At 73.3% G+C, this 21,486-nt stretch carries 20 protein-coding genes, 1 tRNA gene and 1 rRNA gene; 11 read left to right on the top strand and 11 right to left on the bottom strand.

All coding sequences use genetic code 11. The annotated features are described in order from the left end of the window. Nucleotides 1-17: 17 nt before the first annotated feature. Nucleotides 18-611 (top strand): copper chaperone PCu(A)C, encoded by a 594-nt coding sequence (locus ACYVID_RS14465; protein ID WP_460738210.1) that lies wholly within the window; start codon nucleotides 18-20, stop codon nucleotides 609-611. Beyond that, the gene (locus tag ACYVID_RS14460) at nucleotides 611-1,828 is read left to right on the top strand and encodes a Dyp-type peroxidase (protein WP_460738208.1); all 1,218 of its coding nucleotides are present in this window, start codon (nucleotides 611-613) and stop codon (nucleotides 1,826-1,828) included. The genes ACYVID_RS14465 and ACYVID_RS14460 overlap by 1 nt, the downstream gene beginning before the upstream one ends. Nucleotides 1,829-1,852: 24 nt before the next feature. Here the strand turns inward: ACYVID_RS14460 and ACYVID_RS14455 are convergent, their stop codons facing one another. The 5 genes from ACYVID_RS14455 to ACYVID_RS14435 form a co-directional block, all read right to left on the bottom strand. Then, nucleotides 1,853-2,431 carry a TMEM165/GDT1 family protein gene (locus tag ACYVID_RS14455; RefSeq protein ID WP_460738206.1) on the bottom strand — a complete coding sequence of 193 codons (579 nt, stop codon included), beginning with the start codon at nucleotides 2,429-2,431 and terminating at the stop codon, nucleotides 1,853-1,855. Nucleotides 2,432-2,770: 339 nt separating this feature from the next. Then, nucleotides 2,771-2,845: transfer RNA gene (locus ACYVID_RS14450), tRNA-Val, on the bottom strand. Between the two features lie 239 nt (nucleotides 2,846-3,084). Beyond that, nucleotides 3,085-3,564 (bottom strand): peroxiredoxin, encoded by a 480-nt coding sequence (locus tag ACYVID_RS14445; RefSeq protein WP_460738204.1) that lies wholly within the window; start codon nucleotides 3,562-3,564, stop codon nucleotides 3,085-3,087. Beyond that, the gene (locus tag ACYVID_RS14440) at nucleotides 3,561-5,204 is read right to left on the bottom strand and encodes an AMP-binding protein (protein ID WP_460738202.1); all 1,644 of its coding nucleotides are present in this window, start codon (nucleotides 5,202-5,204) and stop codon (nucleotides 3,561-3,563) included. The genes ACYVID_RS14445 and ACYVID_RS14440 overlap by 4 nt, the downstream gene beginning before the upstream one ends. 15 nt (nucleotides 5,205-5,219) lie before the next feature. After that, complete coding sequence (locus ACYVID_RS14435; RefSeq protein WP_460738200.1) at nucleotides 5,220-5,660, bottom strand: DUF3052 domain-containing protein; 441 nt, start codon at nucleotides 5,658-5,660, stop codon at nucleotides 5,220-5,222. Nucleotides 5,661-5,939: 279 nt separating this feature from the next. Between ACYVID_RS14435 and aceE the strand changes: the two genes are divergently transcribed. After that, nucleotides 5,940-8,732, top strand: a complete 2,793-nt coding sequence (gene aceE, locus ACYVID_RS14430) for a pyruvate dehydrogenase (acetyl-transferring), homodimeric type (RefSeq protein ID WP_460738198.1) — start codon at nucleotides 5,940-5,942, stop codon at nucleotides 8,730-8,732. Nucleotides 8,733-8,749: 17 nt separating this feature from the next. On the opposite strand, the gene ACYVID_RS14425 is transcribed toward aceE, so the two are convergent. Then, nucleotides 8,750-9,706 carry an alpha/beta fold hydrolase gene (locus tag ACYVID_RS14425; RefSeq protein WP_460738196.1) on the bottom strand — a complete coding sequence of 319 codons (957 nt, stop codon included), beginning with the start codon at nucleotides 9,704-9,706 and terminating at the stop codon, nucleotides 8,750-8,752. Between the two features lie 234 nt (nucleotides 9,707-9,940). Between ACYVID_RS14425 and ACYVID_RS14420 the strand changes: the two genes are divergently transcribed. The 7 genes from ACYVID_RS14420 to ACYVID_RS14390 all read left to right on the top strand — a co-directional run bounded on the left by ACYVID_RS14420 (nucleotide 9,941) and on the right by ACYVID_RS14390 (nucleotide 17,102). Next, the gene (locus ACYVID_RS14420) at nucleotides 9,941-11,221 is read left to right on the top strand and encodes a PucR family transcriptional regulator (RefSeq protein WP_460738194.1); all 1,281 of its coding nucleotides are present in this window, start codon (nucleotides 9,941-9,943) and stop codon (nucleotides 11,219-11,221) included. Nucleotides 11,222-11,317: 96 nt separating this feature from the next. Next, the gene (locus tag ACYVID_RS14415) at nucleotides 11,318-12,502 is read left to right on the top strand and encodes an acyltransferase domain-containing protein (protein WP_460738192.1); all 1,185 of its coding nucleotides are present in this window, start codon (nucleotides 11,318-11,320) and stop codon (nucleotides 12,500-12,502) included. Further along, a complete protein-coding gene (locus ACYVID_RS14410; protein ID WP_460738190.1) occupies nucleotides 12,502-13,515 on the top strand; it encodes a beta-ketoacyl-ACP synthase III in 1,014 nt (337 codons plus the stop codon). The genes ACYVID_RS14415 and ACYVID_RS14410 overlap by 1 nt, the downstream gene beginning before the upstream one ends. Nucleotides 13,516-13,586: 71 nt before the next feature. Next, complete coding sequence (locus ACYVID_RS14405; protein ID WP_460738188.1) at nucleotides 13,587-13,832, top strand: acyl carrier protein; 246 nt, start codon at nucleotides 13,587-13,589, stop codon at nucleotides 13,830-13,832. Beyond that, nucleotides 13,832-15,097, top strand: coding sequence for a beta-ketoacyl-[acyl-carrier-protein] synthase family protein (locus ACYVID_RS14400; protein ID WP_460738186.1), 1,266 nt, complete (start codon nucleotides 13,832-13,834; stop codon nucleotides 15,095-15,097). The genes ACYVID_RS14405 and ACYVID_RS14400 overlap by 1 nt, the downstream gene beginning before the upstream one ends. Then, nucleotides 15,097-16,551: an acyl-CoA carboxylase subunit beta gene (locus tag ACYVID_RS14395; RefSeq protein WP_460738184.1), complete on the top strand. Its 1,455-nt coding sequence runs from the start codon at nucleotides 15,097-15,099 to the stop codon at nucleotides 16,549-16,551. The genes ACYVID_RS14400 and ACYVID_RS14395 overlap by 1 nt, the downstream gene beginning before the upstream one ends. 92 nt (nucleotides 16,552-16,643) lie before the next feature. Further along, the gene (locus ACYVID_RS14390; protein WP_460738182.1) at nucleotides 16,644-17,102 is read left to right on the top strand and encodes a hypothetical protein; all 459 of its coding nucleotides are present in this window, start codon (nucleotides 16,644-16,646) and stop codon (nucleotides 17,100-17,102) included. Between the two features lie 24 nt (nucleotides 17,103-17,126). Here ACYVID_RS14390 and ACYVID_RS14385 read toward each other — a convergent pair whose 3' ends face one another. From ACYVID_RS14385 to ACYVID_RS14375, 3 genes are all read right to left on the bottom strand, one after another. After that, entirely contained in the window at nucleotides 17,127-17,648 is a 522-nt protein-coding gene (locus ACYVID_RS14385; RefSeq protein WP_460738180.1) for a DUF3145 domain-containing protein, read from the bottom strand. A 193-nt stretch (nucleotides 17,649-17,841) separates the two neighbouring features. Beyond that, nucleotides 17,842-18,750, bottom strand: coding sequence for an alpha/beta fold hydrolase (locus tag ACYVID_RS14380; RefSeq protein ID WP_460738178.1), 909 nt, complete (start codon nucleotides 18,748-18,750; stop codon nucleotides 17,842-17,844). Nucleotides 18,751-18,784: 34 nt separating this feature from the next. After that, nucleotides 18,785-19,597, bottom strand: a complete 813-nt coding sequence (locus ACYVID_RS14375; RefSeq protein ID WP_460738176.1) for a PP2C family protein-serine/threonine phosphatase — start codon at nucleotides 19,595-19,597, stop codon at nucleotides 18,785-18,787. A gap of 128 nt (nucleotides 19,598-19,725) precedes the next feature. Here ACYVID_RS14375 and ACYVID_RS14370 point away from each other — a divergent pair, with 128 nt between their 5' ends. Beyond that, complete coding sequence (locus ACYVID_RS14370) at nucleotides 19,726-20,286, top strand: hypothetical protein (RefSeq protein ID WP_460738174.1); 561 nt, start codon at nucleotides 19,726-19,728, stop codon at nucleotides 20,284-20,286. A 43-nt stretch (nucleotides 20,287-20,329) separates the two neighbouring features. Here ACYVID_RS14370 and ACYVID_RS14365 read toward each other — a convergent pair whose 3' ends face one another. Beyond that, nucleotides 20,330-21,298, bottom strand: a complete 969-nt coding sequence (locus tag ACYVID_RS14365) for a tetratricopeptide repeat protein (RefSeq protein ID WP_460738172.1) — start codon at nucleotides 21,296-21,298, stop codon at nucleotides 20,330-20,332. A gap of 65 nt (nucleotides 21,299-21,363) precedes the next feature. Continuing rightward, nucleotides 21,364-21,480, bottom strand: a 5S ribosomal RNA gene (gene rrf, locus ACYVID_RS14360). Nucleotides 21,481-21,486: the final 6 nt, after the last annotated feature.

Below are 21,486 nucleotides of genomic sequence, written 5' to 3'. Positions count from 1 at the left end.
CCCACGAGGAGACACCTGTGCACGCCCACAGCACGATCCATCGCACCACCAGCACCACCACCCGCACGCTGCGGACCCTCGGCCTCGGCGCCACCGCCCTGGTCCTCACCGCTGCCCTCGCCGCCTGCGGCGAGCAGTCGTCGCCGGACCCGGCGGCCGCCGCGGCCAGCCCCACGAGCGCGGTCACGAGCACCGTCGTCGTCGGCGACCCCTGGGTCCGCGCGACGAAGGGCTCCGAGGATCCGTCGATGAGCGGGGCCTTCATGACCCTGGACAACCCGGGCCCCGAGCCGGTCACCCTGGTCTCGGCCTCCTCCTCCGTCGCCCGGACGACCGAGCTGCACGAGATGGCGATGGTCGACGGCGCGATGAGCATGCAGGCCGTCGACGACGGCATCGTGCTGGAGGCCGGTCGCGGCAAGGTCCTGGAGCCGGGCGGCTTCCACGTCATGCTGATGGGCCTGCGCGACGCCCTGGCCCCCGGCGACGAGGTCGACCTGTCGCTGGTCTTCTCCGACGGCAGCACCCAGGACCTCGTGGTCCCGGTCAAGGCCTTCACGGAGGAGGAGGGGCACTACCACGCCCCCGGCACCGGGGACCACGACCACTGATGGCCGTGCCCCGGGTCTCGCGCCGCGGGCTCCTGGGGTACGCCGGCACGACCGGTCTCGGCGCCCTCACCGGCGCCGGGCTGGTCGTGGCGGTCGACCCCGGCACGCCCGTCGGGCCGCCCGAGTCCATCCCCGCCGCACCCGTCGGGACCACCCTCGCCCCCTGGGGACCCCACCAGCCGGGGGTCGCCCAGGCCCCGCCCGCGGTGCTCGAGGCGGTCGCCCTCGACCTGCGTCCGGGCGTCGACCGCGAGGCGCTCGGACGGCTGATGCGGCTGTGGACCGGCGACATCGAGGCACTCACGGCCGGTCGCCCGGCACCGGGTGACCCGGCGCCGTGGCTCTCGGTGCCGGGCGCCGACCTGACCATCACCGTCGGCGTCGGCCGCGGCGCGCTGGGCAGCGACCGTTTCGGCGCCGGGCCGGCCGGCTTCACCGACGTCCCGCCGATGGTCCACGACCGGCTCGAGGAACGCTGGGGCGGCGGTGACCTCTGCGTCCTGGTCGCGGGCCGCGACGCCACCACCGTCGCCCACGCCGTACGCCGTGTGGTGGCCGACGCGCGCCCCTTCGCCCGCCTGCGCTGGACCCAGCAGGGGACGTGGAACGGCACCGCCCCCGACGGGTCGCCGCAGACGGGGCGGAACCTCTTCGGCCAGGTCGACGGCTCGGCGAACCCCCGGCCGGGCACGGAGCTCTTCGACCGCACGGTGTGGGTACCCGAGGGCCGCTGGGCCGGGGGCACGACCCTGGTGCTGCGCCGGATCCGGATGGACCTGGACACCTGGGACGGGCTGACCCGCGAGGAGCAGGAGCGCTCGGTCGGTCGCCGGCTCGCCGATGGCTCACCGCTGACCGGCGGCGGCGAGAGCGACGACGTCGACCTCGCCGCCCGCGACGAGCAGGGGCGCCCGGTCGTCGCGCTCGACGCGCACGTGCGACGCTCGCACCCGGCCCTGCACGGCGGGCGGCGGATCTTCCGCAAGGGCGCCAGCTGGACCCGGGAGGTGCCGGGCCCCCGAGGGCCGCGGCTGGAGAGCGGGCTGCTCTTCTCCTCCTACCAGGCCGACCTGGCCGACCAGTTCGTCCCGCTGCAACGCTCGCTGGACGAGCTCGACTCGCTCAACGAGTGGACGACCGCGGTCGGGTCGGCGGTCTTCGCCGTGCTGCCCGGCTTCGAGCAGGGCGACTGGCTGGGCAGGTCGCTGCTGGCGTGAGCCGGCCGGCGCCGGGTGGCTCGCTCAGAGCACCCCGGCGCCGTCCAGCACCAGGAGCAGACCGAAGAGCGCGAAGAGCGTGGCAGCGCCGTACCTGATGACGTCCTCGGGGAGCCGGCGGCCGAGCAGCGCGCCGACACCGATCGCCAGGGCGTCGGCGGCCACCATGCCCACGGTGCTGCCGATCCAGGTGCCCAGCCAGCCCTCCTGGGTGGCCAGGGTGATGGTGGCCAGCATCGTCTTGTCGCCGAGCTCGGCGAGGAAGAAGGCGACACCGACGGCGATGATCGCCGCGCCGGTGCTGCGCCGGGCCTTCTCGGCCTCGTCCTCGGTGAGCTCGTCGCCGCGCAGGGTCCAGGCGGCGAAGCCCAGGAAGGCCACGCCGGCCACGACCGAGATCGCCCCCTGGTGGTCGGCGAAGGCGTCGCCGATCCAGTAGCCGATGCCGACCGAGGCCAGGTGGACCACGGCGGTGGCGACGGTGATGCCGATGAGCACGTCGCGGGCGCGGTAGCGCGCGGCGAAGGTCATCGCCATCAGCTGGGACTTGTCCCCGAGCTCGGCCACGAAGATCACGGCCGTGCTCAGCAGGAAGGCGTACATGGGTGTTTCCTCTCCGGCCCGGTCGGAGAGCGGCCGCAGGGGACGCGCCTTCGACCGGGCGCATCTCTCGTGCAACCGGTCGAAAGTCTCGTCCGCCACCGCGGTGGCCCGCCGTACCGGGTGGTGCTCGGCCGGGGCCGGGCGCCGCCAGTGTGTCGACACGGCTGTTGAGGACTACTCCCTCTCGTGCCGCACAGGCTACCGCCCCGACCCCGTGCGGACGGGATCGGGGCGGCTCATCGCCACCTCGGGACTGCCCTTCTCGTGCAGGGTGTAGCGCCCTGGCCGGACGATCCCGGCACAACCTCACGGAGTGCTTCGACGCGGAGCCGGGATGCCTGGTGGGCGCAGAGGGGATCGAACCCCCGACCACCTCGTTGTAAGCGAGGGGCTCTACCGCTGAGCTATACGCCCGTGTGCAGGCGGACCCTACCGACGCCACGCGCGAGGCGGGAAACCGGGCGGCGGCCACGACAGGGACGGCCCGGCTCCGGGAACGGAAAAGCCGGACCGCTGGCGTCTCGGGTCACCAGCGGTCCGGCAGGTCCCACTCTAGGTCGTCGGCCTCCCATCCGTGAGGGTGAGCGACGAAAACCCTGTGCACGCGGGGAAATCTGCCCTCCGTGGTCTGGACCAGGACCGCTCCGAGCGGGTCAGAGAGCGGCGGCGGTGAGCTGGCGCAGGTGCTCGTCGAGGTCGCGCCCCTCGGGCATGGCGTTGTGCACGGCCCAGCGGATCGCGCCCTCGCGGTCGATGACGTAGGACGAGCGGCGCGGCGCGCCGGTGCTCTCGTCGAAGACCTCGAAGGAGCGCGAGACCTCTCCGTGCGGCCAGAAGTCCGACAGCAGCGGGAAGTTCAGCCCGTCGGCGTCGGCGAAGGCACGCAGGGAGAACATCGGGTCGCAGGAGATGGCGAGCACCTCGGTGTCGAAGGTCATGAACTCCGCCAGCCGGTCGCGCACCTGGGCCATCTCGCCGGTGCAGACCCCGGAGAAGGCGTAGGGGTAGAACAGCAGCGCCACGGCCTTGCTGCCGCGGTAGGACGACAGGGTGACGTCCTGGCCGAACTGGTCGCGCAGGGTGAAGTCGGGCGCCGGATCACCGATCCGGAGGCCAGGGGGCTCAGGACTCACGCGTCGTCCCGGTCGGCGAGCTCGCGCTTGAGCACCTTGCCGGTGGCGTTGCGCGGCAGCTCGTCGAGGAAGACCACGTCGCGCGGCACCTTGTAGCGCGCGAGGTTGTCCTTCACCCACGCCTTGACCGCGGCCTCGTCGAGGCCGGACCCGGACGTCCGGACGACGAAGGCCCGCAGCCGCTTGCCGAACTCCTCGTCCTCGACGCCCACGGCCGCCACCTCGGCGACCTCCTCGTGCGTGGCGATGCAGTCCTCGACCTCCTTGGGGAAGACGTTCTCGCCGCCGGAGACGATCATCTCGTCGTCGCGGCCCTCGACGTAGAGCCGGCCGTCGTCCTTGAACCGGCCCACGTCACCGGTCGACATCAGCCCGTCGACGACCTCCTTGCTGCCGCCCCCGGTGTAGCCCTCGAAGAGCAGCCCGTTGCCGACGAAGATCCGCCCGGACTCCCCGCGCGGGACCTCCTTGCCCTGCTCGTCGAGGATCTTCACGACGGTGGCGTACGGCGGGTGCCCGGCGGTCGACGGCGACTCGCGCAGGTCGCGCGGCCCGGCGATGGCGGCGTAGGCGACCTCGGTGGATCCGTAGGTGGAGTAGAGGTTGTCGCCGAAGCGGTCCATCCAGTGCAGCGCCAGCTCGCCGGGCAGCGCGGAGCCCGAGGAGGCCACGACCTCGACGCGGGACAGGTCGTAGCGGTCCAGGGTCTCGGCGGGCAGCGCGAGGATCCGCTGGAGCATCACGGGGATGACGACGATCGACTCGCACTTCTCGTCCACGACCGCCTGGAGGCAGCCCTCGGGGTCGAACTTGCGCCGCAGCACCAGGGTGGAGCCCAGCAGCATGCCGAGCGCCATGTGCCCGAAGCCCCAGGTGTGGAAGAGCGGCGCGGCGACGTGCGTGCGCCAGCCGTGCCGCAGCGGCATGCCCGAGAGCAGCGAGACGGCCGCGTCGATGCCGGCCTCCGAGCGGGGCGCACCCTTCGGCGTACCCGTGGTCCCCGAGGTCAGGATGATGATCCGGCCGTGCCGCTCCGGGGCGGAGAGGTCGCTGTCGTCGTGCTGCGCGACCAGCGCGTCGATGGTCGGGTGCTCGAGGTCCGCGGGATCGTCCGCGTCGCTCCAGCCGATGACGGTCGCCGGGACGTCGGCGCTGCCCACCAGGCCGGTGAACTCCTCGTCCAGCACCAGCGCCTGCGGCCGGTCGCGCTCGAGCAGCTCGACCAGCTGGGGACCGGAGAAGGCGGTGTTGAGGTAGAGCACGTCGGCGCCGAGCTTGGCGACCGCCACGCTGGCCTCGACGAAGCCGCGGTGGTTGCGGCACATGATCGCCACCGCGTCACCCTCGCCGACGCCCTGGGCGGCCAGGCCGCGGGCCAGCGCGTTCGTACGCCGGTGCAGCTCGCCCCAGGTCAGCTGGCCGCGCTCGTCGATGATGCCGACGGCGTCCGGGGTGCGGATCGCCAGAGAGGCGTAGCCGCCGGCAGGGCCGGTCCCCCACTCCCGCAGGGTGCGCAGCAGCCGGGCGAGGACCACCGGCGAGTACGGCCGGATGACCCCGGCCCGGCCGAGGACCTTCAGGCTGGTGCCGGCGGCGCCGACACCCTGACCGAGCTTGGACTGGCCGATCTTGGTGAGCACGCCCGGAGACTAGCGTCAGGCGGGAGTCTTGGGGGCCACCAGTCGGGTGGCTGCCCAGTCCTTGGAGACCGAGGCCGTCGTGGTCTGCGAGAGCCCCGCGATAGGGGCCGCCTCGGCGATCTCGGAGGCGTCGACGCTGTTGGGTCGTCCGACCTTGGGCGTGAGCAACCAGATGGAGCCGCCACCGACCAGGTCGGTCAGCGCGTCGACCAGGCCGTCGACCAGGTCGCCGTCCTCGTCGCGCCACCACAGCAGCACGGCGTCGACGACGTTGCCGTAGTCACCGTCCACGAGGTCGCCGTCGATGACGTCCTCGACAGCGACGCGGAGCTCGTCATCGGTGTCGGAGTCCCAGCCCAGCTCCTGCACGACCATGCCGGAGCTCAGCCCGAGCCGGCCTCCGACGTCGTTCGCAGGGCCTGTCTGGGTGGACCCGCCACCCGCGGTCGAGCTCACCAGCGCCTCCTCGTCGCGCAGCCGTCGGTGGCCGCGCAGGGTTACGTACGGCCCGTAGTCCATCGGACTCGCGCACCGAGCGCAACCCGTTCTCCCCAACAGGTGGGCGCTCCGAGCGCTGGCCCACCCCGCCCGACCCCTGCCCGACACCTGGCCCGAACCCCGGCCCGGTCGCTGCTCCGGGGTCTCCCGCACCGCTCAGCGGACGCCCGCGCACGGCCTCCGGGGCCTACTCGCGGGTAGATACCCTCACCCCTCCCTGCGTGCCACGATGGCGGGGTGACAGACGACTCATCCACCGTTCCTGGCACCCGCACCGGCACCACCCCGTCGGTCATCCATGAGGGCCTGCCCACCCAGCTCCCGGACATCGACCCCGAGGAGACCGCCGACTGGATCGCGTCCTTCGACGCGATGCTCGACGAGCGCGGACGCGACCGCGCGCGCTACGTCATGCTGCGGCTGCTCGAGCGGGCCAGGGAGACCCAGGTCGGGGTGCCTGCGCTGCGCAGCACCGACTACATCAACACCATCCCGCCCGAGCGCGAGCCGTGGTTCCCCGGCGACTACGAGGTCGAGCAGCGGATCCGCGCCTTCCTGCGGTGGAACGCCGCGGTGATGGTCTCCAGCGCCAACCGCAAGGGCCTGGAGGTGGGCGGCCACATCGCGACGTACCAGTCCTCGGCCAGCCTCTACGAGGTCGGGTTCAACCACTTCTTCCGCGGCAAGGACCACGAGGGCGGCGGCGACCAGGTCTTCATCCAGGGCCACGCCTCCCCCGGCATCTACGCCCGGGCCTTCCTCGAGGGCCGCCTCGACGAGCAGCAGCTCTACCGCTTCCGCCAGGAGGTCCAGCACGGGCCCGGCGCCGGTCTGTCGTCCTACCCCCACCCCCGGCTGATGCCGGAGTTCTGGGAGTTCCCGACGGTCTCGATGGGCCTGACCGCGATCAACTCGATCTACCAGGCCCGGTTCAACCGCTACCTGCACAACCGCGGCATCAAGGACACCTCGCAGCAGAACGTCTACGCCTTCCTCGGCGACGGCGAGATGGCCGAGCCGGAGTCGCTGGGCGCGATCCGGGTCGCGGCCCGCGAGGAGCTCGACAACCTCACCTGGGTCGTCAACTGCAACCTCCAGCAGCTCGACGGGCCAGTCACCGGCAACGGCAAGATCATCCAGGAGCTGGAGTCGAACTTCCGCGGCGCCGGCTGGAACGTCATCAAGGTGATCTGGGGCCAGGGCTGGGACGACCTGCTGGCCCGCGACGTCGACGGCGTGCTGGTCAACAAGATGAACTCCACCCCCGACGGGGCCTTCCAGACCTACTCGGTCGAGGACGGCGCCTACGTCCGGGAGAACTTCTTCGGCCCCGACCCGCGGCTGCGCAAGATGGTCGAGCACATGAGCGACACCCAGATCCAGAAGCTGCCGCGCGGCGGCCACGACTACCGCAAGGTGTACGCCGCCTTCGACGCCGCGGCCAAGCACACCGGGCAGCCGACGGTGATCCTGGCCAAGACCATCAAGGGTTGGACGATCGACGCCCTCGAGGGCCGCAACGCCACGCACCAGATGAAGAAGCTGACCCCCGACGACCTGAAGAAGTTCCGGGACCGGCTCTACCTCCCCATCTCCGACCGCGACCTCGAGCGCTCCTACGAGGAGACCGGTGCCGCGCCGTTCTTCCACCCGGGCGAGAAGAGCCCCGAGATGGAGTACATGCGCCACCGGCGCGAGGTGCTCGGCGGCTCGCTGCCCAAGCGGGTCGTGCGCAGCAAGCCCCTCACCCTGCCCGCGGACAAGGTCTACGACGAGCTGAAGAAGGGCTCGGGCAAGAACTCCGTCGCCACGACCATGGCCGTCGTCCGACTGCTCAAGGACTGGATGCGCGACCCGGGCATCGGCCAGCGGATCGTGCCCATCGCCCCCGACGAGTACCGCACCTTCGGCATGGACTCGATGTTCCCGAGCGCGAAGGTCTACAACCCGCAGGGCCAGCGCTACGAGTCGGTGGACCGCAAGCTGCTGCTGAAGTACACCGAGTCCGAGAAGGGCCAGCTGCTGCACGAGGGCATCTCCGAGGCCGGCGCGATGGCCTCGGCCACGGCCGCCGGGTCGGCGTACTCCACCCACGGCGAGCCGATGATCCCCTTCTACATCTTCTACTCGATGTTCGGCTTCCAGCGCACCGGCGACTCGGTGTGGGCGATGGCCGACCAGCTCGCGCGCGGCTTCCTCATCGGCGCCACCGCCGGCCGCACCACGCTGACCGGCGAGGGCCTCCAGCACGCCGACGGCCACAGCCCGCTGCTGGCCGCCAGCAACCCCGCGGTCGTGCACTACGACCCCGCGTTCGCCTACGAGGTCGGCCACATCATGAAGAGCGGCCTCGAGCGGATGTACGGCACGTCCGAGGAGCACCCCCAGGGCGAGGATGTCATCTTCTACCTCACCGTCTACAACGAGCCGGTCCCCCAGCCCGCCGAGCCCGAGGGCGTCGACGTCGAGGGCATCCTCAAGGGCATCCACCGGGTCGCCACCACCGACGGCGAGGGCCCCCGCGTCCAGCTGCTGGCCTCCGGCGTCGGGTTCCCGTGGATCGACAAGGCCGCCCGGCTGCTCGAGGAGGACTGGGGCGTCAAGGCCGACACCTGGTCGGTCACCTCGTGGAACGAGCTGGCCCGCGACGCCGTCGCCGCCGAGGAGTGGAACCTCCTGCACCCCAGCGAGACCCCGCGCACGGCGTACGTCGCGGACAAGCTGGCCGGGGCCGGTGGTCCGTTCGTGGCGGTCTCGGACTACATGACCGCGGTGCCGATGCAGATCGCCCGCTGGGTCCCCGGGGACTACTGCGTGCTCGGGGCCGACGGCTTCGGGTTCGCCGACACCCGCCCCGCTGCGCGCCGGTTCTTCAACATCGACGCCGAGTCCGTGGTCGTGCGGAGCCTGCAGGCGCTCGCCGACGCCGGCGAGATCGACCCGGCATTGGTGCAGAAGGCGTTCGACACCTACCGGATCGACGACCCCACCGCCACGCGCGGGGTCAAGCAGGAGGGCGGGGACGCCTGACGCGGGCGCCGGGGGCCTCAGGCTCCCGGCGTCACTGCCTCGAGCGGCGCGACGACGGCGACGTCCGGCACGTGCCCGGTGCGCAGCAGCTGGCGCCACCTGGCCCGCGAGTACGTCGCGGGCTGGGTGCTGCGCACGAAGTCGGTGACGATCTTGGCGAAGCGCTGCGGGTGGTCCTTGTGCGGGAAGTGGCCGCTGTTGGGGATGATCTCGACCCGAGCGTCGGGGGCCAGCGCCGCGGCGTTGGCTGCGTGGCTGACCGGGATCACCCGGTCCTCGCGGCCCCACACCACGCACATGGGCATGGCCTGGGTGAGGTAGGCGCGGTCGGCCATCGTGACGATCTGGCCCTTCCAGTCCACGACGGCCCGCACGACGTGCCGGATGGCGTGGCGGGCAGCGGGGTCCTTGAAGGAGTCGTAGATCTCCGCGACCTCGGCGAGGTCGCGGGTGTCGCGCAGCGGCAGCCCGGAGAGCGCCCGCATCCCGGCGACGGTGGCGTGCCGGATGCCGGGCAGCGTCGCGACGCCCATGGCCTGGTGGAAGCCGGGGGTGGTGATCGCACGGATGGCGGGGCTGACCTCGGGGCCGAGGCCGCCGGAGGCGACCAGCACCAGCCGCTCGGTGCGCTCGGGGAACTGGTAGGCGAACTGCATCGCCACTCCGCCGCCGAAGCTGTGGCCCACCACGGTGACCTTGTCGATCCCGAGCACGGTGAGCAGGTCGCGCACGCCGTTGGCGTAGCCGCCGACGCTGTAGTCGGCGCGGGGCTTGTCCGAGAGGCCGTGGCCCAGGAGGTCCGGGGCGATGACCGTGAACCGCTTGGCGAGGTCGTCGATGACCGGCTCCCACGTCGTGTGGTTGCAGCCGAGCCCGTGCAGGAGCAGCAGCGCCGGGCCCGTGCCCACCTTCACGAAGGCGCGACGGTGGCTGTGGATCGTGAGGTACTGGACCTCGTGGCGGGTGCTCGGCACCGCATCCTCCTCGCGTCTCACGGTCCGCCACCAGCCGGCAGCTGCCGGTCGGCCACGGTTGCGTGGGGCAACTGTTGCCTAGATTTCCCTTGCAGGTAAGGGGATTCACCCAATCTTGACCTTCTCTCACCCGTCGGTGTCAGGTCGCGGGAGCGCCCTGGGCGCACCACAGCGGGCCCCGGCGGCCGCTCGGGGCAGGTCTGCCGGTCGGCGGCGATGTCCTACCGTGGCGACGTGCCGCGCACCCCCCAGTCCCCCCGTGCCTCGGCGGCCCGCCGGCTGCGCCGCTCCGCGGGGGCGCTGAGCACGCTGGCCACCGCCGGCATGGACGAGCAGCTCCCGTGGTTCCGCGAGCTGAGCGCCGAGGACCGCTCGTGGGTGGGACTGATCGTCCAGGCGGGCGTCCAGGGCTTCGTGGAGTGGTACGCCGCGGGCGCCGACGCCGCCCACGCCTCCGGCGGACCCGAGGGCGGCACCGAGCTCGCGGCCTCGGTGTTCGGGGCGGCGCCGCGGGCCCTGACGGGTGTCATCACGCTGCAGCAGACCGTGGACCTGGTGCGGTTGACCATCGACGTGGTCGAGGCCTCGGTCGACGAGGTGCTCGAGGGCGAGGACGCCGACGCCGTCCACGCCGCCATCCTGCGCTACGCCCGCGAGGTCGCCTTCGCCACCGCGGAGGTCTACGCGCGGGCGGCGGAGTCCCGCGGCGCCTGGGACGCCCGGTTGGAGGCCCTCGTCGTCGACGCCGTACTCCGCTCGGAGACCGACGAGACCCTGCTCTCCCGCGCCAGTGCCCTGGGCTGGCAGTCCCGCGGCGACGTCGCGGTCGTGATCGGCCACCTGCCGGCCAGCCGCTCGGAGGCCGACGTCTTCGACCAGGCCCGCCACCTGGCACGTGCCCAGGGCCTGGACGCGCTGTGCGCCGCCCAGGGCGACCGCCTGGTGCTGCTGCTCGGCGGGGTCACCGACCCCCGCTCCGCGGCCACCGCCCTGCTGGCCTCCTTCGACGAGCGCGCACCCGTCGTCGTAGGCCCGGTCGTCTCCGACCTCGCGCAGGCCCAGCACTCCGCCCGCGCGGCCCAGACCGCGCTCCGCACGTCCGCGGGCTGGCCGGACGCGCCGCGGCCGGTCCTCGCCGACGAGCTGCTGCCCGAGCGGGTGCTGGGCGGTGACGGACACGCCCGCCGGCACCTGGTGGAGGAGGTCTACCTCCCGCTGCTCGGCTCCAGCGGCGCGGTGGAGACCCTGCACGCCTACCTGGAGGGCGCGCGCTCGATCGAGGCGGCCGCCCGTGCGCTGTTCGTGCACGCCAACACCGTCCGCTACCGGCTGCGGCGCATCACCGAGCTCACGGGCCACGACCCGATCACCCCGCGCGGCGGCCTGGTGCTGCAGCTGGCCCTGGTGCTGGGGCGCCAGTCCGGACGCGTGCGCCCCGACGTACCCCTGCGTCCCACGCAGGCCGCCGAGGCCGCTGACGACGCCGCGGGCCCGTCCGACGGCGCCGGGGCCTGACCGGCACTCGTTGTAGGAACCCCACAACTACGCGGCCTGGAACTTCGTGCAGGTCCCGCGCGATTCGTGGACCTCCCACCAGGCAGAGTGGAGCACGTGCTCGTCATCGTCGCCCCCGGCCAGGGGGCCCAGACCCCCGGCATGCTCGTGCCCTGGCTGGAGGATCCCGCCTTCGAGGCCCGCTTCCGCTGGCTCTCCACCGTCGCCGGTCTCGACCTCGTCGAGCACGGCACGACCTCCGACGCCGAGACCATCCGCGCCACCGAGGTGGCCCAGCCGCTGCTGGTCGCCACCGGCCTGGTGGCCGCCCTCCAGCTCTTCCCGCACCCCGCCGACGCCTTCGAGCGGATCGGCGCCGTCGCCGGCCACAGCGTGGGCGAGATCGCCGCCGCGGCCGGTGCCCGGGCGATCACGGCCGAGCAGGCGATGGTCCTGGTCCGCGAGCGCGGCCTGGCGATGGCCCGGGCCGCCGCCGCCACCCCCACCGGCATGACCGCCCTCCTGGGCGGGGACCGCGACGAGGTGCTCGGCAGCCTGGAGCGGCACGGGCTCACCCCCGCCAACGACAACGGCCCCGGGCAGGTCGTGGCGGCCGGCACCTTGGAGCAGCTCGCGGCGCTCCAGGCCGACCCGCCCGCGAAGGCGCGGCTGATGCCGCTCGCGGTCGCCGGCGCCTTCCACACCCACCACATGGCACCGGCCGTCGACCACCTCGGCGCGCTCGCCCGCTCGGTCTCGGTCCACGACCCACGCACCCGGGTCATCTCCAACCGCGACGGCCGCGTGGTCCACGACGGCCGCGAGGTGCTGCGGCGCATCGTCGGCCAGATCGCCGCCCCCGTGCGCTGGGACCTGTGCATGGAGACGATGGCCGACCTCGGCGTCACCGGGGTGCTCGAGATGCCGCCCGCCGGGACGCTGACCGGCATCCTCAAGCGCCAGCTCCCGGGGGTGGAGACCTTCGCCCTCAAGCACCCCGACCAGCTCGACGACGCCCGCGCGTTCTGCGAGCGGCACGGCGAGTCGGCCGGCATGGAGACCTCCCCGACCTGGCGGATGGTGGTCTCGCCCGCCAAGGGCACCTTCCACCTCGACGCCGAGGCCGCCGACAGCGACGTGCTGCCCGCCGGCGCCCCGATCGGCGGTGTGGCCAGCCTGCGCGACACCGTCTCGGTGACCGCCGCCCACGGCGGCCAGGTCGTGGAGTGGCTGGTCGAGGACGGCGACCTGGTCTCCCCCGGCCAGCCGCTGCTGCGGCTGCACCCCGAGGGCGCTGCCTGATGCCCGTCCCCGCCACGGGTCTGCGCGACCATCGCGGCGCCGCCCACGCGCGCCTGCTCGGCATCGGCGCCCACCGCCCCGGCCGGGTCGTGCCCAACAGCGAGGTCGTCGCCGGCATCGACTCCTCCGACGAGTGGATCCGCCAGCGCTCCGGCATCGAGAGCCGGCGCTGGGCCACGCCCGAGGAGACGGTGCAGGTCATGGCGGTCTCCGCCGGTCGCCAGGCGCTCGAGCGTGCGGGCCTGGACGCCCGACAGGTCGACTGCGTCATCGTGGCCACCGTCAGCCACCTGCTGCAGACCCCGGCACTGGCCACGGCGGTCGCCCACGAGCTCGGCACCGACGGCGCAGCGGCGTACGACGTCTCGGCCGCGTGCGCCGGCTTCTGCCACGGCATCGCCCTGGCCTCGGACCTGGTGCGCGGCGGCAGCGCCCGCCACGTGCTCGTGGTCGGGGTTGAGCGGCTCTCGGAGATGACCGACCCGACCGACCGCGGCACCGCCTTCATCTTCGCCGACGGCGCGGGCGCCGCCGTGGTCGGTCCGGCCGACACCCCGGGCATCGGCCCGGTCGTCTGGGGCTCCGACGGCGAGCAGTTCGACCTCATCCGCAGCCGCGAGGACTGGCGCGACGTCCTGGCCTCCGACAGCCCCCGGATGCCGCACCTGGTGATGCAGGGCAGCGCGGTCTTCCGGTGGGCGTCGTTCACGATGGCCAAGGTCGGCCTGCAGGCGCTGGACCGCGCCGGGCTGGGCGTGGAGGACCTCGACTGCTTCGTCCCCCACCAGGCCAACATGCGCATCACCGACGCCATGGCCCGCTCCATGCGCCTGCCCGACACCGTGCGCATCGCCCGCGACATCGTCGACCAGGGCAACACCTCCGCAGCCTCGATCCCGCTCGCGCTGGACCGGATGATCGCCGAGGGCGACGCCCGTCCCGGCGACACCGCGCTGCTCATCGCCTTCGGCGCCGGCCTGGCGTACGCCGCCCAGGTCGTCGTCGTCCCCTGACCAGTCCGGTCCGGGACCGCACCACCCGCAGCAGAACCCGTCACCACCCACCACCAGAAGAGGACCCACGCATGGCCACCACCGAAGAGATCCGCTCCGACCTCGCCGAGATCGTCAACGAGGTCGCCGGCGTCGACACCGACGACGTGCAGCTGGACAAGTCCTTCGTCGACGACCTGGACGTCGACTCGCTGTCCATGGTCGAGGTCGTCGTCGCGGCCGAGGAGAAGTTCGGCGTCTCCATCCCCGACGACGAGGTCAAGAACCTCAAGACCGTCGGCGACGCCGTGGCCTACATCGAGCGCGCCGCCTCCTGATGTCCTCCACGCGCGTCGTCGTCACCGGCCTCGGGGCCACCTCGCCCGTCGGGGGCGACGTGCCCTCCACCTGGGAGGCCCTGCTCGCGGGGCGCTCGGGCATCCGGGCGCTCACCGAGGAGTGGGCCGCCGACCTGCCCGTCCGGATCGCCGGACGGGCGGCCGTCGAGCCCACCGAGGTGCTCGAGCGGGTCCAGGCCCGCCGCCTGGACCGCTCCTCACAGCTCGCGATGGTCGCGGCCATGCAGGCCTGGACCGACGCCGGGCTGGACGGCGCGGTGGGCGAGGGCGGGCTCGACGGCGACCGCGTCGGGGTGGCCTTCGCCTCCGGCATCGGCGGGGTCACCACCCTGCTGGACAACTACGACACGCTGCTGGCGAAGGGCCCGCGCCGGGTCTCCCCGCTCGCGGTCCCCATGCTCATGCCCAACGCCCCCGCCGCGCAGGTCAGCCTGCACGTCGGGGCGCGGGCCTTCGCCTCCACCCCGGTCAGCGCCTGCGCGTCCGGCAACGAGGCGATCGCGCTCGGCCTGGACCAGCTGCGCCTGGGCCGTGCCGACGTGGTCGTGGTCGGCGGCACCGAGGCGGCGATCCATCCCCTCAACATCGCGGCGTTCGCCAACATGATGGCGCTGTCGAAGACGGCCAGCGGCCCGGAGGGCGGGGACCCGACGACGGTCTCCCGGCCCTGGGACACCGCCCGGGACGGCTTCGTCCTCGGCGAGGGCTCCGGTGCCCTGGTGCTGGAGACCGAGGAGCACGCCCGGGCCCGGGGGGCGCGCATCTACGCCACGGTGCTCGGTGCCGCGGTCACCGCCGACTCCCACGACATCGCCCAGCCCGACCCCGAGGGGCGCGGCGGCACCCGGGCGATCGCCCGGGCCCTGCGCGAGGGCGGCATCGACCCCGCGGACGTGGCGCACGTCAACGCCCATGCGACCTCGACCCCGCAGGGCGACGTCGCCGAGGGCCTGATGCTCCACGCCACGCTCGGCTCGCACGCCACCGACGTGGTGGTCACCTCGACCAAGTCGATGACCGGCCACCTGCTCGGCGGTGCCGGCGCGCTCGAGGCCGTCGCCACCGTGCTCGCGGTCCACCACCGCACCAGCCCGCCCACGATCAACCTCGACGACCAGGACCCGCGCGTCGAGCTGGACATCGCCACCAAGCAGCGCGACCTGCCGCTGGGCGACATCGTGGCCCTCAACAACAGCTTCGGCTTCGGCGGCGCCAACGTCGCCGTGGCCTTCGGGAGCATCTGATGAGCGTCGACACCCAGGTCGTGCCGCGGCCCCGCCCGGCCGGCACCGCACCCTCCGCTCGCGAGGAGGACCCGCGGCACCCGCTGCAGCGCCTCGCCGCGCTGCTGGACCCCGGCTCGCTCGAGCTGATCTCCCCCGTCGACGACTCGGGCATGCTCGCGGCCGTCGGCACCGTCTCCGGCACCCCGGTCGTCGCGTTCTGCTCCGACCCGACCGTCATGGGCGGTGCGATGGGCGACCTGGGCTGCCGGGTCGTCGTGGACGCCTACCACCGCGCCCTGACCGACCGAGTCCCGATCATCGGGCTCTGGCACTCCGGCGGTGCCCGCCTCGCCGAGGGCGTGCTCAGCCTCCACGCCGTGGGGCGGATATTCCAGGTCATGACGCAGGCCTCCGGCCGGGTGCCGCAGGTCTCGGTCGTGCTCGGCCCCGCGGCCGGCGGCGCGGCGTACGGCCCCGCGCTCACCGACGTCGTCATCCTCGGCCCGGAGGGCCGGATCTTCGTGACCGGGCCCGACGTGGTCCGCTCGGTCACGGGCGAGGACGTCGACATGCGCCGGCTCGGCGGCCCCGAGCCGCACGGACGCCGCTCCGGCGTCGTGCACGTCCTCACCGAGTCCGAGGCGGAGGCGCTCGAGCGGGCCCGCTCGCTCGCCACCTTGCTCGCCGCGCAGGGCAGCCTCCAGGTCGCCGACGTCGAGGACCGCGACCTCGGTGCACTGCTGCCGGAGTCGCGCAAGCGCGCCTACGACGTGCACCCCCTCGTCGAGCAGCTGCTGGACGAGGGCACCGTCGAGGAGCTGCACGCCCGGTGGGCCCCCAACATCGTCACCGCGCTGGGCCGTCTCGGCGGGCGCACCGTCGGGGTCGTCGCCAACAACCCGCTGCGCCTGGGCGGGTGCCTGGACTCGATGTCGGCGGAGAAGGCCAGCCGCTTCGTCCGCATGTGCGACGCCTTCGGCATCCCGCTCGTCGTGCTCGTCGACGTCCCGGGCTACCTGCCCGGCGTCGGCCAGGAGTGGGACGGCGTGGTCCGCCGCGGCGCCAAGCTCCTGCACGCCTTCGGGGAGTGCGTGGTCCCCCGCGTCACCCTCGTGACCCGCAAGACGTACGGCGGCGCCTACATCGCCATGAACGCCCGCTCGCTCGGTGCCACTCGCGTGCTGGCCTGGCCCGGCGCGGAGGTTGCGGTCATGGGCGCGGTGGCCGCGATCCGGATCCTGCACCGGCGCCGCCTGGCTGAGGTCTCCCCCGAGATCAGGCCCCAGGTGGAGGCCGAGCTGGCCGCCGAGCACGAGCGGATCGCCGGCGGCGTCGAGCGGGCGGTCGAGATCGGCGTCGTCGACGAGGTCGTGGACCCGGCGCTGACCCGGAGCGCCATCGCCAGGGCCATCGACGAGGCGGTCCAGTCCCAGGGCGTGCGCCGTGGCCACCACGGCAACATCCCGCTGTAGCCCGCCCTCCTGACCGCGGAGCGGACGGGCATGTGCGTAACCTGGGACCCGTGTGCGACGTTGTGATGACGTCCATCACAGGGAGGTCCTCCATGACGACGCACCAGCCGGCCACCCGGCGGATGCTCGCCCCCGTCGCCGTCGCCACGGCCCTGCTCGGGCTGGTGCTCGCCCTCGCACTGGCGCCGGTGAGCCCCGCCGGGGCCGCCAAGGACCATCCGTTCGCCGAGTTCGCGAAGACCTTCCGCGGTGACGGCACCCTCAAGGAGGGCTGCGCCAACTACCGCTACCGCTACAAGATCACCCCGCCCGAGGACGCCGACACCTGGGCGCTGGAGACCTTCCTGGTCGACCGACGCGGCGAGACGATTGCTTCCAGCGGCCTCCTGGACGGCGCGGACCCCAAGCGGGGCAAGGACCGGTTCCGCTTCTGCCGCGAGAACACCGTGCCGGGGAAGTTCCGCCTGCGCGGCAAGTTCACCTACAAGGTGGGCTTCGACACCTTCGACGGCTGGATCGACCCCACCAGGTTCAGCCTGCGGCTGGGCTGAGACCGACGCGCTGCCGCGCGTGGCTCACACGACGTGGTGCAGCCAGCGCACCGGCGCGCCGTCGCCGGCGTGCCGGAAGGTCTCCAGCTCGTCGTCCCACGGCTTGCCGAGCAGCTTGTCGATCTCGTGCAGCAGCGTCACGTCGCCGAGGGCGGCCTTGACCACGGCGGCCTTGAGCCGGTCCTCGGGGATCATGATGTCGCCGTGCAGGCCGGTGACGGCGTGGAAGACACCGAGCTCGGGGGTGTAGGAGTACCTGCTGCCCTCCGAGCCGGACGTGGGCTCCTCGGTGATCTCGAAGCGGAGGTGGTTCCAGCCGCGCAGCGCCGACGCGACGTCGGCCGCGGTGCCGACGGCACCGGTCCACGAGAGCTCGGCACGGTAGGCGCCGGTCTGCGCGGGCTGCGGGGTCCACTCCAGGTGCACGGGCGCACCGAGGACGCCGCCGACGGCCCACTCCACGTGCGGGCACAGCGCCGACGGCGCTGAGTGCACGTAGAGGACGCCCCTCGTGGCGGCACGGGTGGCAGTAGTCGTCGTGGTCACCTGGACCTCCTTCATCTCCGGCGCGAGCTACGCCTTCCCCAGCGGGCTCGCCGTCGAGATGACCCGGACGTCAGGTCAGCACGGTCGTGGCTGTGCAGTTGTGGTGGTTCCGGTGCCCATTGTGACGGATGAGGCTGCTGAGCACCAGTGCCGGGCCCGGCGCGGCGCTCAGGGCGGCGATCAGGACCGGCGTTCAGGACCGGGCCACACCCTGCAGCGACATGACGGTCGACAGCACCTCCTCGGCGATGCCCAGACCGCCGAGGTGGCTCTCGCCGTCGATGACGTGCATGGTCGCGTCGGGCAACCGGTCCACGACGTGGGCGCCGTGGTGGAAGGGCACGATGTGGTCGTCGTCGCCGTGCCACCACCGCACCGGCACCCGCACGTCGGCCAGGGCGAAGCCCCAGTCGCGGGTGAAGAGGATCAGGTCGTGGATGGGCGCGCTGGTCTGGAAGCGGCTGCCGTTGAGCAGGTCGTCGAGGAACATCGCCTTGAACTCCGGGCGGGCCAGGAGGTTCTTGTCCCCCGGGGGCTGCACCGCGGCGTAGAGGTCCAGGCCGGGGCCGGCCACGGGGCGCGCCAGGCGGATCAGCTGGGTCAGGGCCACGCCGATCGGGACCCGGCCGGCCCGCAGCAGCGGCGAGAGCCAGCGGGCGAGCTGGATGATCCCGCCGGTGGCAGCGTCGGGACCCAGCACCGGAGCGACACCGCCGAGGACGGCCACGCCCTCGACCCGCTCCGGCAGCGCAGCGCCCGCCGCCAGGACGTACGGGCCTCCCCCGGACAGCCCGACGAGCCGGACGGTGTCCACCGCCAGGGCGTCGAGCAGCAGCACGAGGTCCGCGGTCCAGTCCACGAGGTTCGGGTAGAGGTGTGGCGTGGAGGAACCGATCCCGGGCCGGTCGATGCCGATGATCCGGAGCCCGTGCTCCTCGGCGTACGCCCTCGCCTCGAGCGGGATCTGCCGACGCGCACCGGGGGTGCCGTGCATCCACACGATCGCCGGCCCCCGCGGGCTGCCGTACTCGGCGAAGCTGAGCCGTCGACCGTCGCGCACCGCGACGTTGCCCTCCAGCGCGGGCCTCTTCACGTCCTTCACGCTGCGTAGTGTGGCAGGGCTCACGACCCCCCACCTACAGGTGCACGCTGGCCGGATCCACGATGTTGGCGAGGTCGGTCAGCGCGCCCAGCGCCGTGCCGGTGCCGACCACCCGAGGTCCGTCCTCGACGTCGAGCACCACGGCCGTGGCGTTGTCACGTCCCCCTGCCTCGAGCGCGTGCTGCACGAGGACCGCCGCAGCGGCGCCGGGCATCCCCAGCCGCAGGACCTCGGCGATCCGACGCTGCGGCACCAGGTCGCTGACACCGTCGCTGCACAGCAGCAGCCGGTCGCCCGGGGCCAGGTCGAGCAGCACCACGTCTGCAGCCACCGACTCCGGCGGGACCTCGGCGCTGGAGTGGAGGGAGCGCATCACGACGTGGCGCCATGGGTGGGCCAGCGCGTCCTCGGCGGAGATCGTGCCGTCCTCCACCAGCTGCTGGACGTAGGTGTGGTCGCGGGTGATCCGCGCGAGGCTCTGGTCGCGCCAGAGGTAGGCCCGCGAGTCCCCGACGTGGGCCAGCGCGACCGTGCTGCCGTCCGTGGCGACGCAGGTGAGCGTGGTGGCCATCCCCTGGCGGCTCTCGTCCTGCGCCACCCCTGCCTGCAGCGACGCCAGCGCCTCGGCGACGGCCTCCCGCACGACGATCCCCGGCGGCGCGCCGAAGCGCGCCAGGGCGGTGGCCGCGACGACGTACGCCGCGGTCGCGGAGGCGACCTCGCCGGCCGCCGCTCCACCGACCCCGTCCGCGACGACGGCGACGTAGGGAGCGAGGTAGGCCGCGTCCTCGTTGTGGCTGCGACGACGACCGACGTCGCTGACCCCGGCACCAGAGAACCTCAGCACGGCTCCTCCGTCCCCGCTCGCCTCAGCCGTGACCCCGATGCCACGGGTGGGTGCGGTCCGCGCAGTCAAGCCGCCCGCCCCCCGAGCGGTCAAGACTCCCGGGGGTGGGGTGGCCCTACGCTGCCTGCATGGCCGAGCCCGACGACTCCCCCGCTGACCGGGAGCGTGCCGCGGGTCCGGCCCCCTCGCTGGGCGTCGCCCGGAGCCGCTGGCGCGGCGTCGTCGTCGGCCTGGCCGCCACGGCGGTGCTCCTGGTCACCGTGTCCTGGTGGGCGACCCACCCCGGCGACCTGCCGGTGCGTGAGGGACATGTGACCGCGGTGACCACGCCGGGTCGCGCGGTGTACGTCGGGATGGTCTCCGGCAGCGAGGTCGACCGCACCCTGCGCCTCGGAGGCGTGCACGTGCGCACCGAGGCCACCGTCCCGGTCGAGGTCGTGCCCCTGCTGTGCCGGGGTGGCTCGGTCAGCGTCACCTCGGACGCCGCCCCCTTCTGCTCCGACCTGGTCGACCCGACCGGGCAGCAGCTGCGCCCCGGGGACTCCCTGGTAGTCCGGGTGATCGGGCAGGAGGCGGGTGCCGCCTACGTCGGCCGGGTGTCGCTGACCTTCCGCAGCGGGCTGCAGGTCGGGACCAGTCCGGCGGGCACGCGTGCCGTGGTGGCGATCGTGCCCCCCACCGCGTCCTGACCGCCCACCGCGTGCGCCGCGGACACGTCAGGCGCGGTCGGGCTCAGGCGCCCGACTGGTCCTGGGCCTTCTCCAGCACCGCCGCACGAGCGGCGGCATCGGTCAGCTCGTCGGCGTCGATCGCGTCCGTGCGGTGGAACCACATGAGCGCCTCCGTCGCACGACCCGCGGCCTCGAGGGTGTCGGCGTAGGCGTAGCGCAGCCGCACCACCCAGGACTCGCGGCTCTTGGACATCAGCGGCGCCTGCTCCAGGACGCGCAGCGCCGCGTCGAGCTGCCCCATGTCACGTCGCGCCCCGGCCTCGACGATCGTCATCTCTGCCTTCGCCGGCGAGGCGAAGTTGGCCACCGACGGGCTGTGGGCCAGCTTCACGGCCTGCTCGGGCTGACCGAGCGCCCGGTGGCAGTCGGCCATGATCGGCAGGTAGTCGGTGGCGCCGTTCATCCGCTTCGCCGCGCGCAGGTCCGCGAGCGCCTCGGCGTAGTGCCCGGCTGCGTACGCCGCCTCGCCGGCGGCCTCGCGCACGACTGCGAGCCGCGGGGCGCGGGCGCGTGCGGCGAGGGTGTGCTGGTAGGCGGTCTCGGGGTCCTCGTCCACCAACTGCCCGGCGGCCACCAGGTGACGGGCGACGCGGGCGGCCAGCTTCTCGGGCAGACCCTTGAGCTGGTTGGCCACGGCGCGATCGAGCTCCTTGCCGGTGATGTCCTCCGGCAGCTCCGGACCGTCGTAGACGGCCTGGTCGGCGGTCCGGGGGCCACGCTCGTCACGAGCACCCCGGTCGCGAGGACCTCCGCGCGAGGGTCCGCGGCCGTCGCTGCGCCGCTCCCCGCCGCGCTGGTCGGCGCCGCGACGGGCCTGACCGTCACGCGCCTGGCCATCACGGCCGCCCTTGCTGCTCGGCTTGGAGCCGCCGGCACCGCCGCGTCCTCGGGGTGCTCCCGAGGAGCTGCCTCCTGCCGACGGACGGCCGCCTCGACCGGGCTTCTGGTTGCCGGAGCGCTCGTGAGCCACGTCTGGTCGTTCCTCTCTGAAAATGCACGTAGGGGCCACCTTGCGGTGGCCCCTACGGAGTGTATGTCCGGCGGCGTCCTACTCTCCCACGACCTCGCGATCGCAGTACCATCGGCGCTGAGAGGCTTAACTTCCGGGTTCGGGATGGGACCGGGTGTTTCCCTCTCGCTATGGCCGCCGTAACTCTT

The sequence above is a fragment of the Nocardioides ginkgobilobae genome (assembly GCF_054781275.1).
The sequence above is the reverse complement of the archived record's forward strand: the minus strand, read 5'-3'. Positions and strand labels throughout refer to the sequence as shown.

What these genes read in the sequence shown, in the direction of transcription:
- ACYVID_RS14460 (WP_460738208.1), top strand. Translation starts at nt 611, where the DNA reads ATGGCCGTGCCCCGGGTCTCGCGCCGCGGGCTCCTGGGGTACGCCGGC.
- ACYVID_RS14455 (WP_460738206.1), bottom strand. Translation starts at nt 2,431, where the DNA reads ATGTACGCCTTCCTGCTGAGCACGGCCGTGATCTTCGTGGCCGAGCTC.
- ACYVID_RS14410 (WP_460738190.1), top strand. Translation starts at nt 12,502, where the DNA reads ATGCCCGTCCCCGCCACGGGTCTGCGCGACCATCGCGGCGCCGCCCAC.
- ACYVID_RS14405 (WP_460738188.1), top strand. Translation starts at nt 13,587, where the DNA reads ATGGCCACCACCGAAGAGATCCGCTCCGACCTCGCCGAGATCGTCAAC.
- ACYVID_RS14400 (WP_460738186.1), top strand. Translation starts at nt 13,832, where the DNA reads ATGTCCTCCACGCGCGTCGTCGTCACCGGCCTCGGGGCCACCTCGCCC.
- ACYVID_RS14395 (WP_460738184.1), top strand. Translation starts at nt 15,097, where the DNA reads ATGAGCGTCGACACCCAGGTCGTGCCGCGGCCCCGCCCGGCCGGCACC.
- ACYVID_RS14390 (WP_460738182.1), top strand. Translation starts at nt 16,644, where the DNA reads ATGACGACGCACCAGCCGGCCACCCGGCGGATGCTCGCCCCCGTCGCC.
- ACYVID_RS14370 (WP_460738174.1), top strand. Translation starts at nt 19,726, where the DNA reads ATGGCCGAGCCCGACGACTCCCCCGCTGACCGGGAGCGTGCCGCGGGT.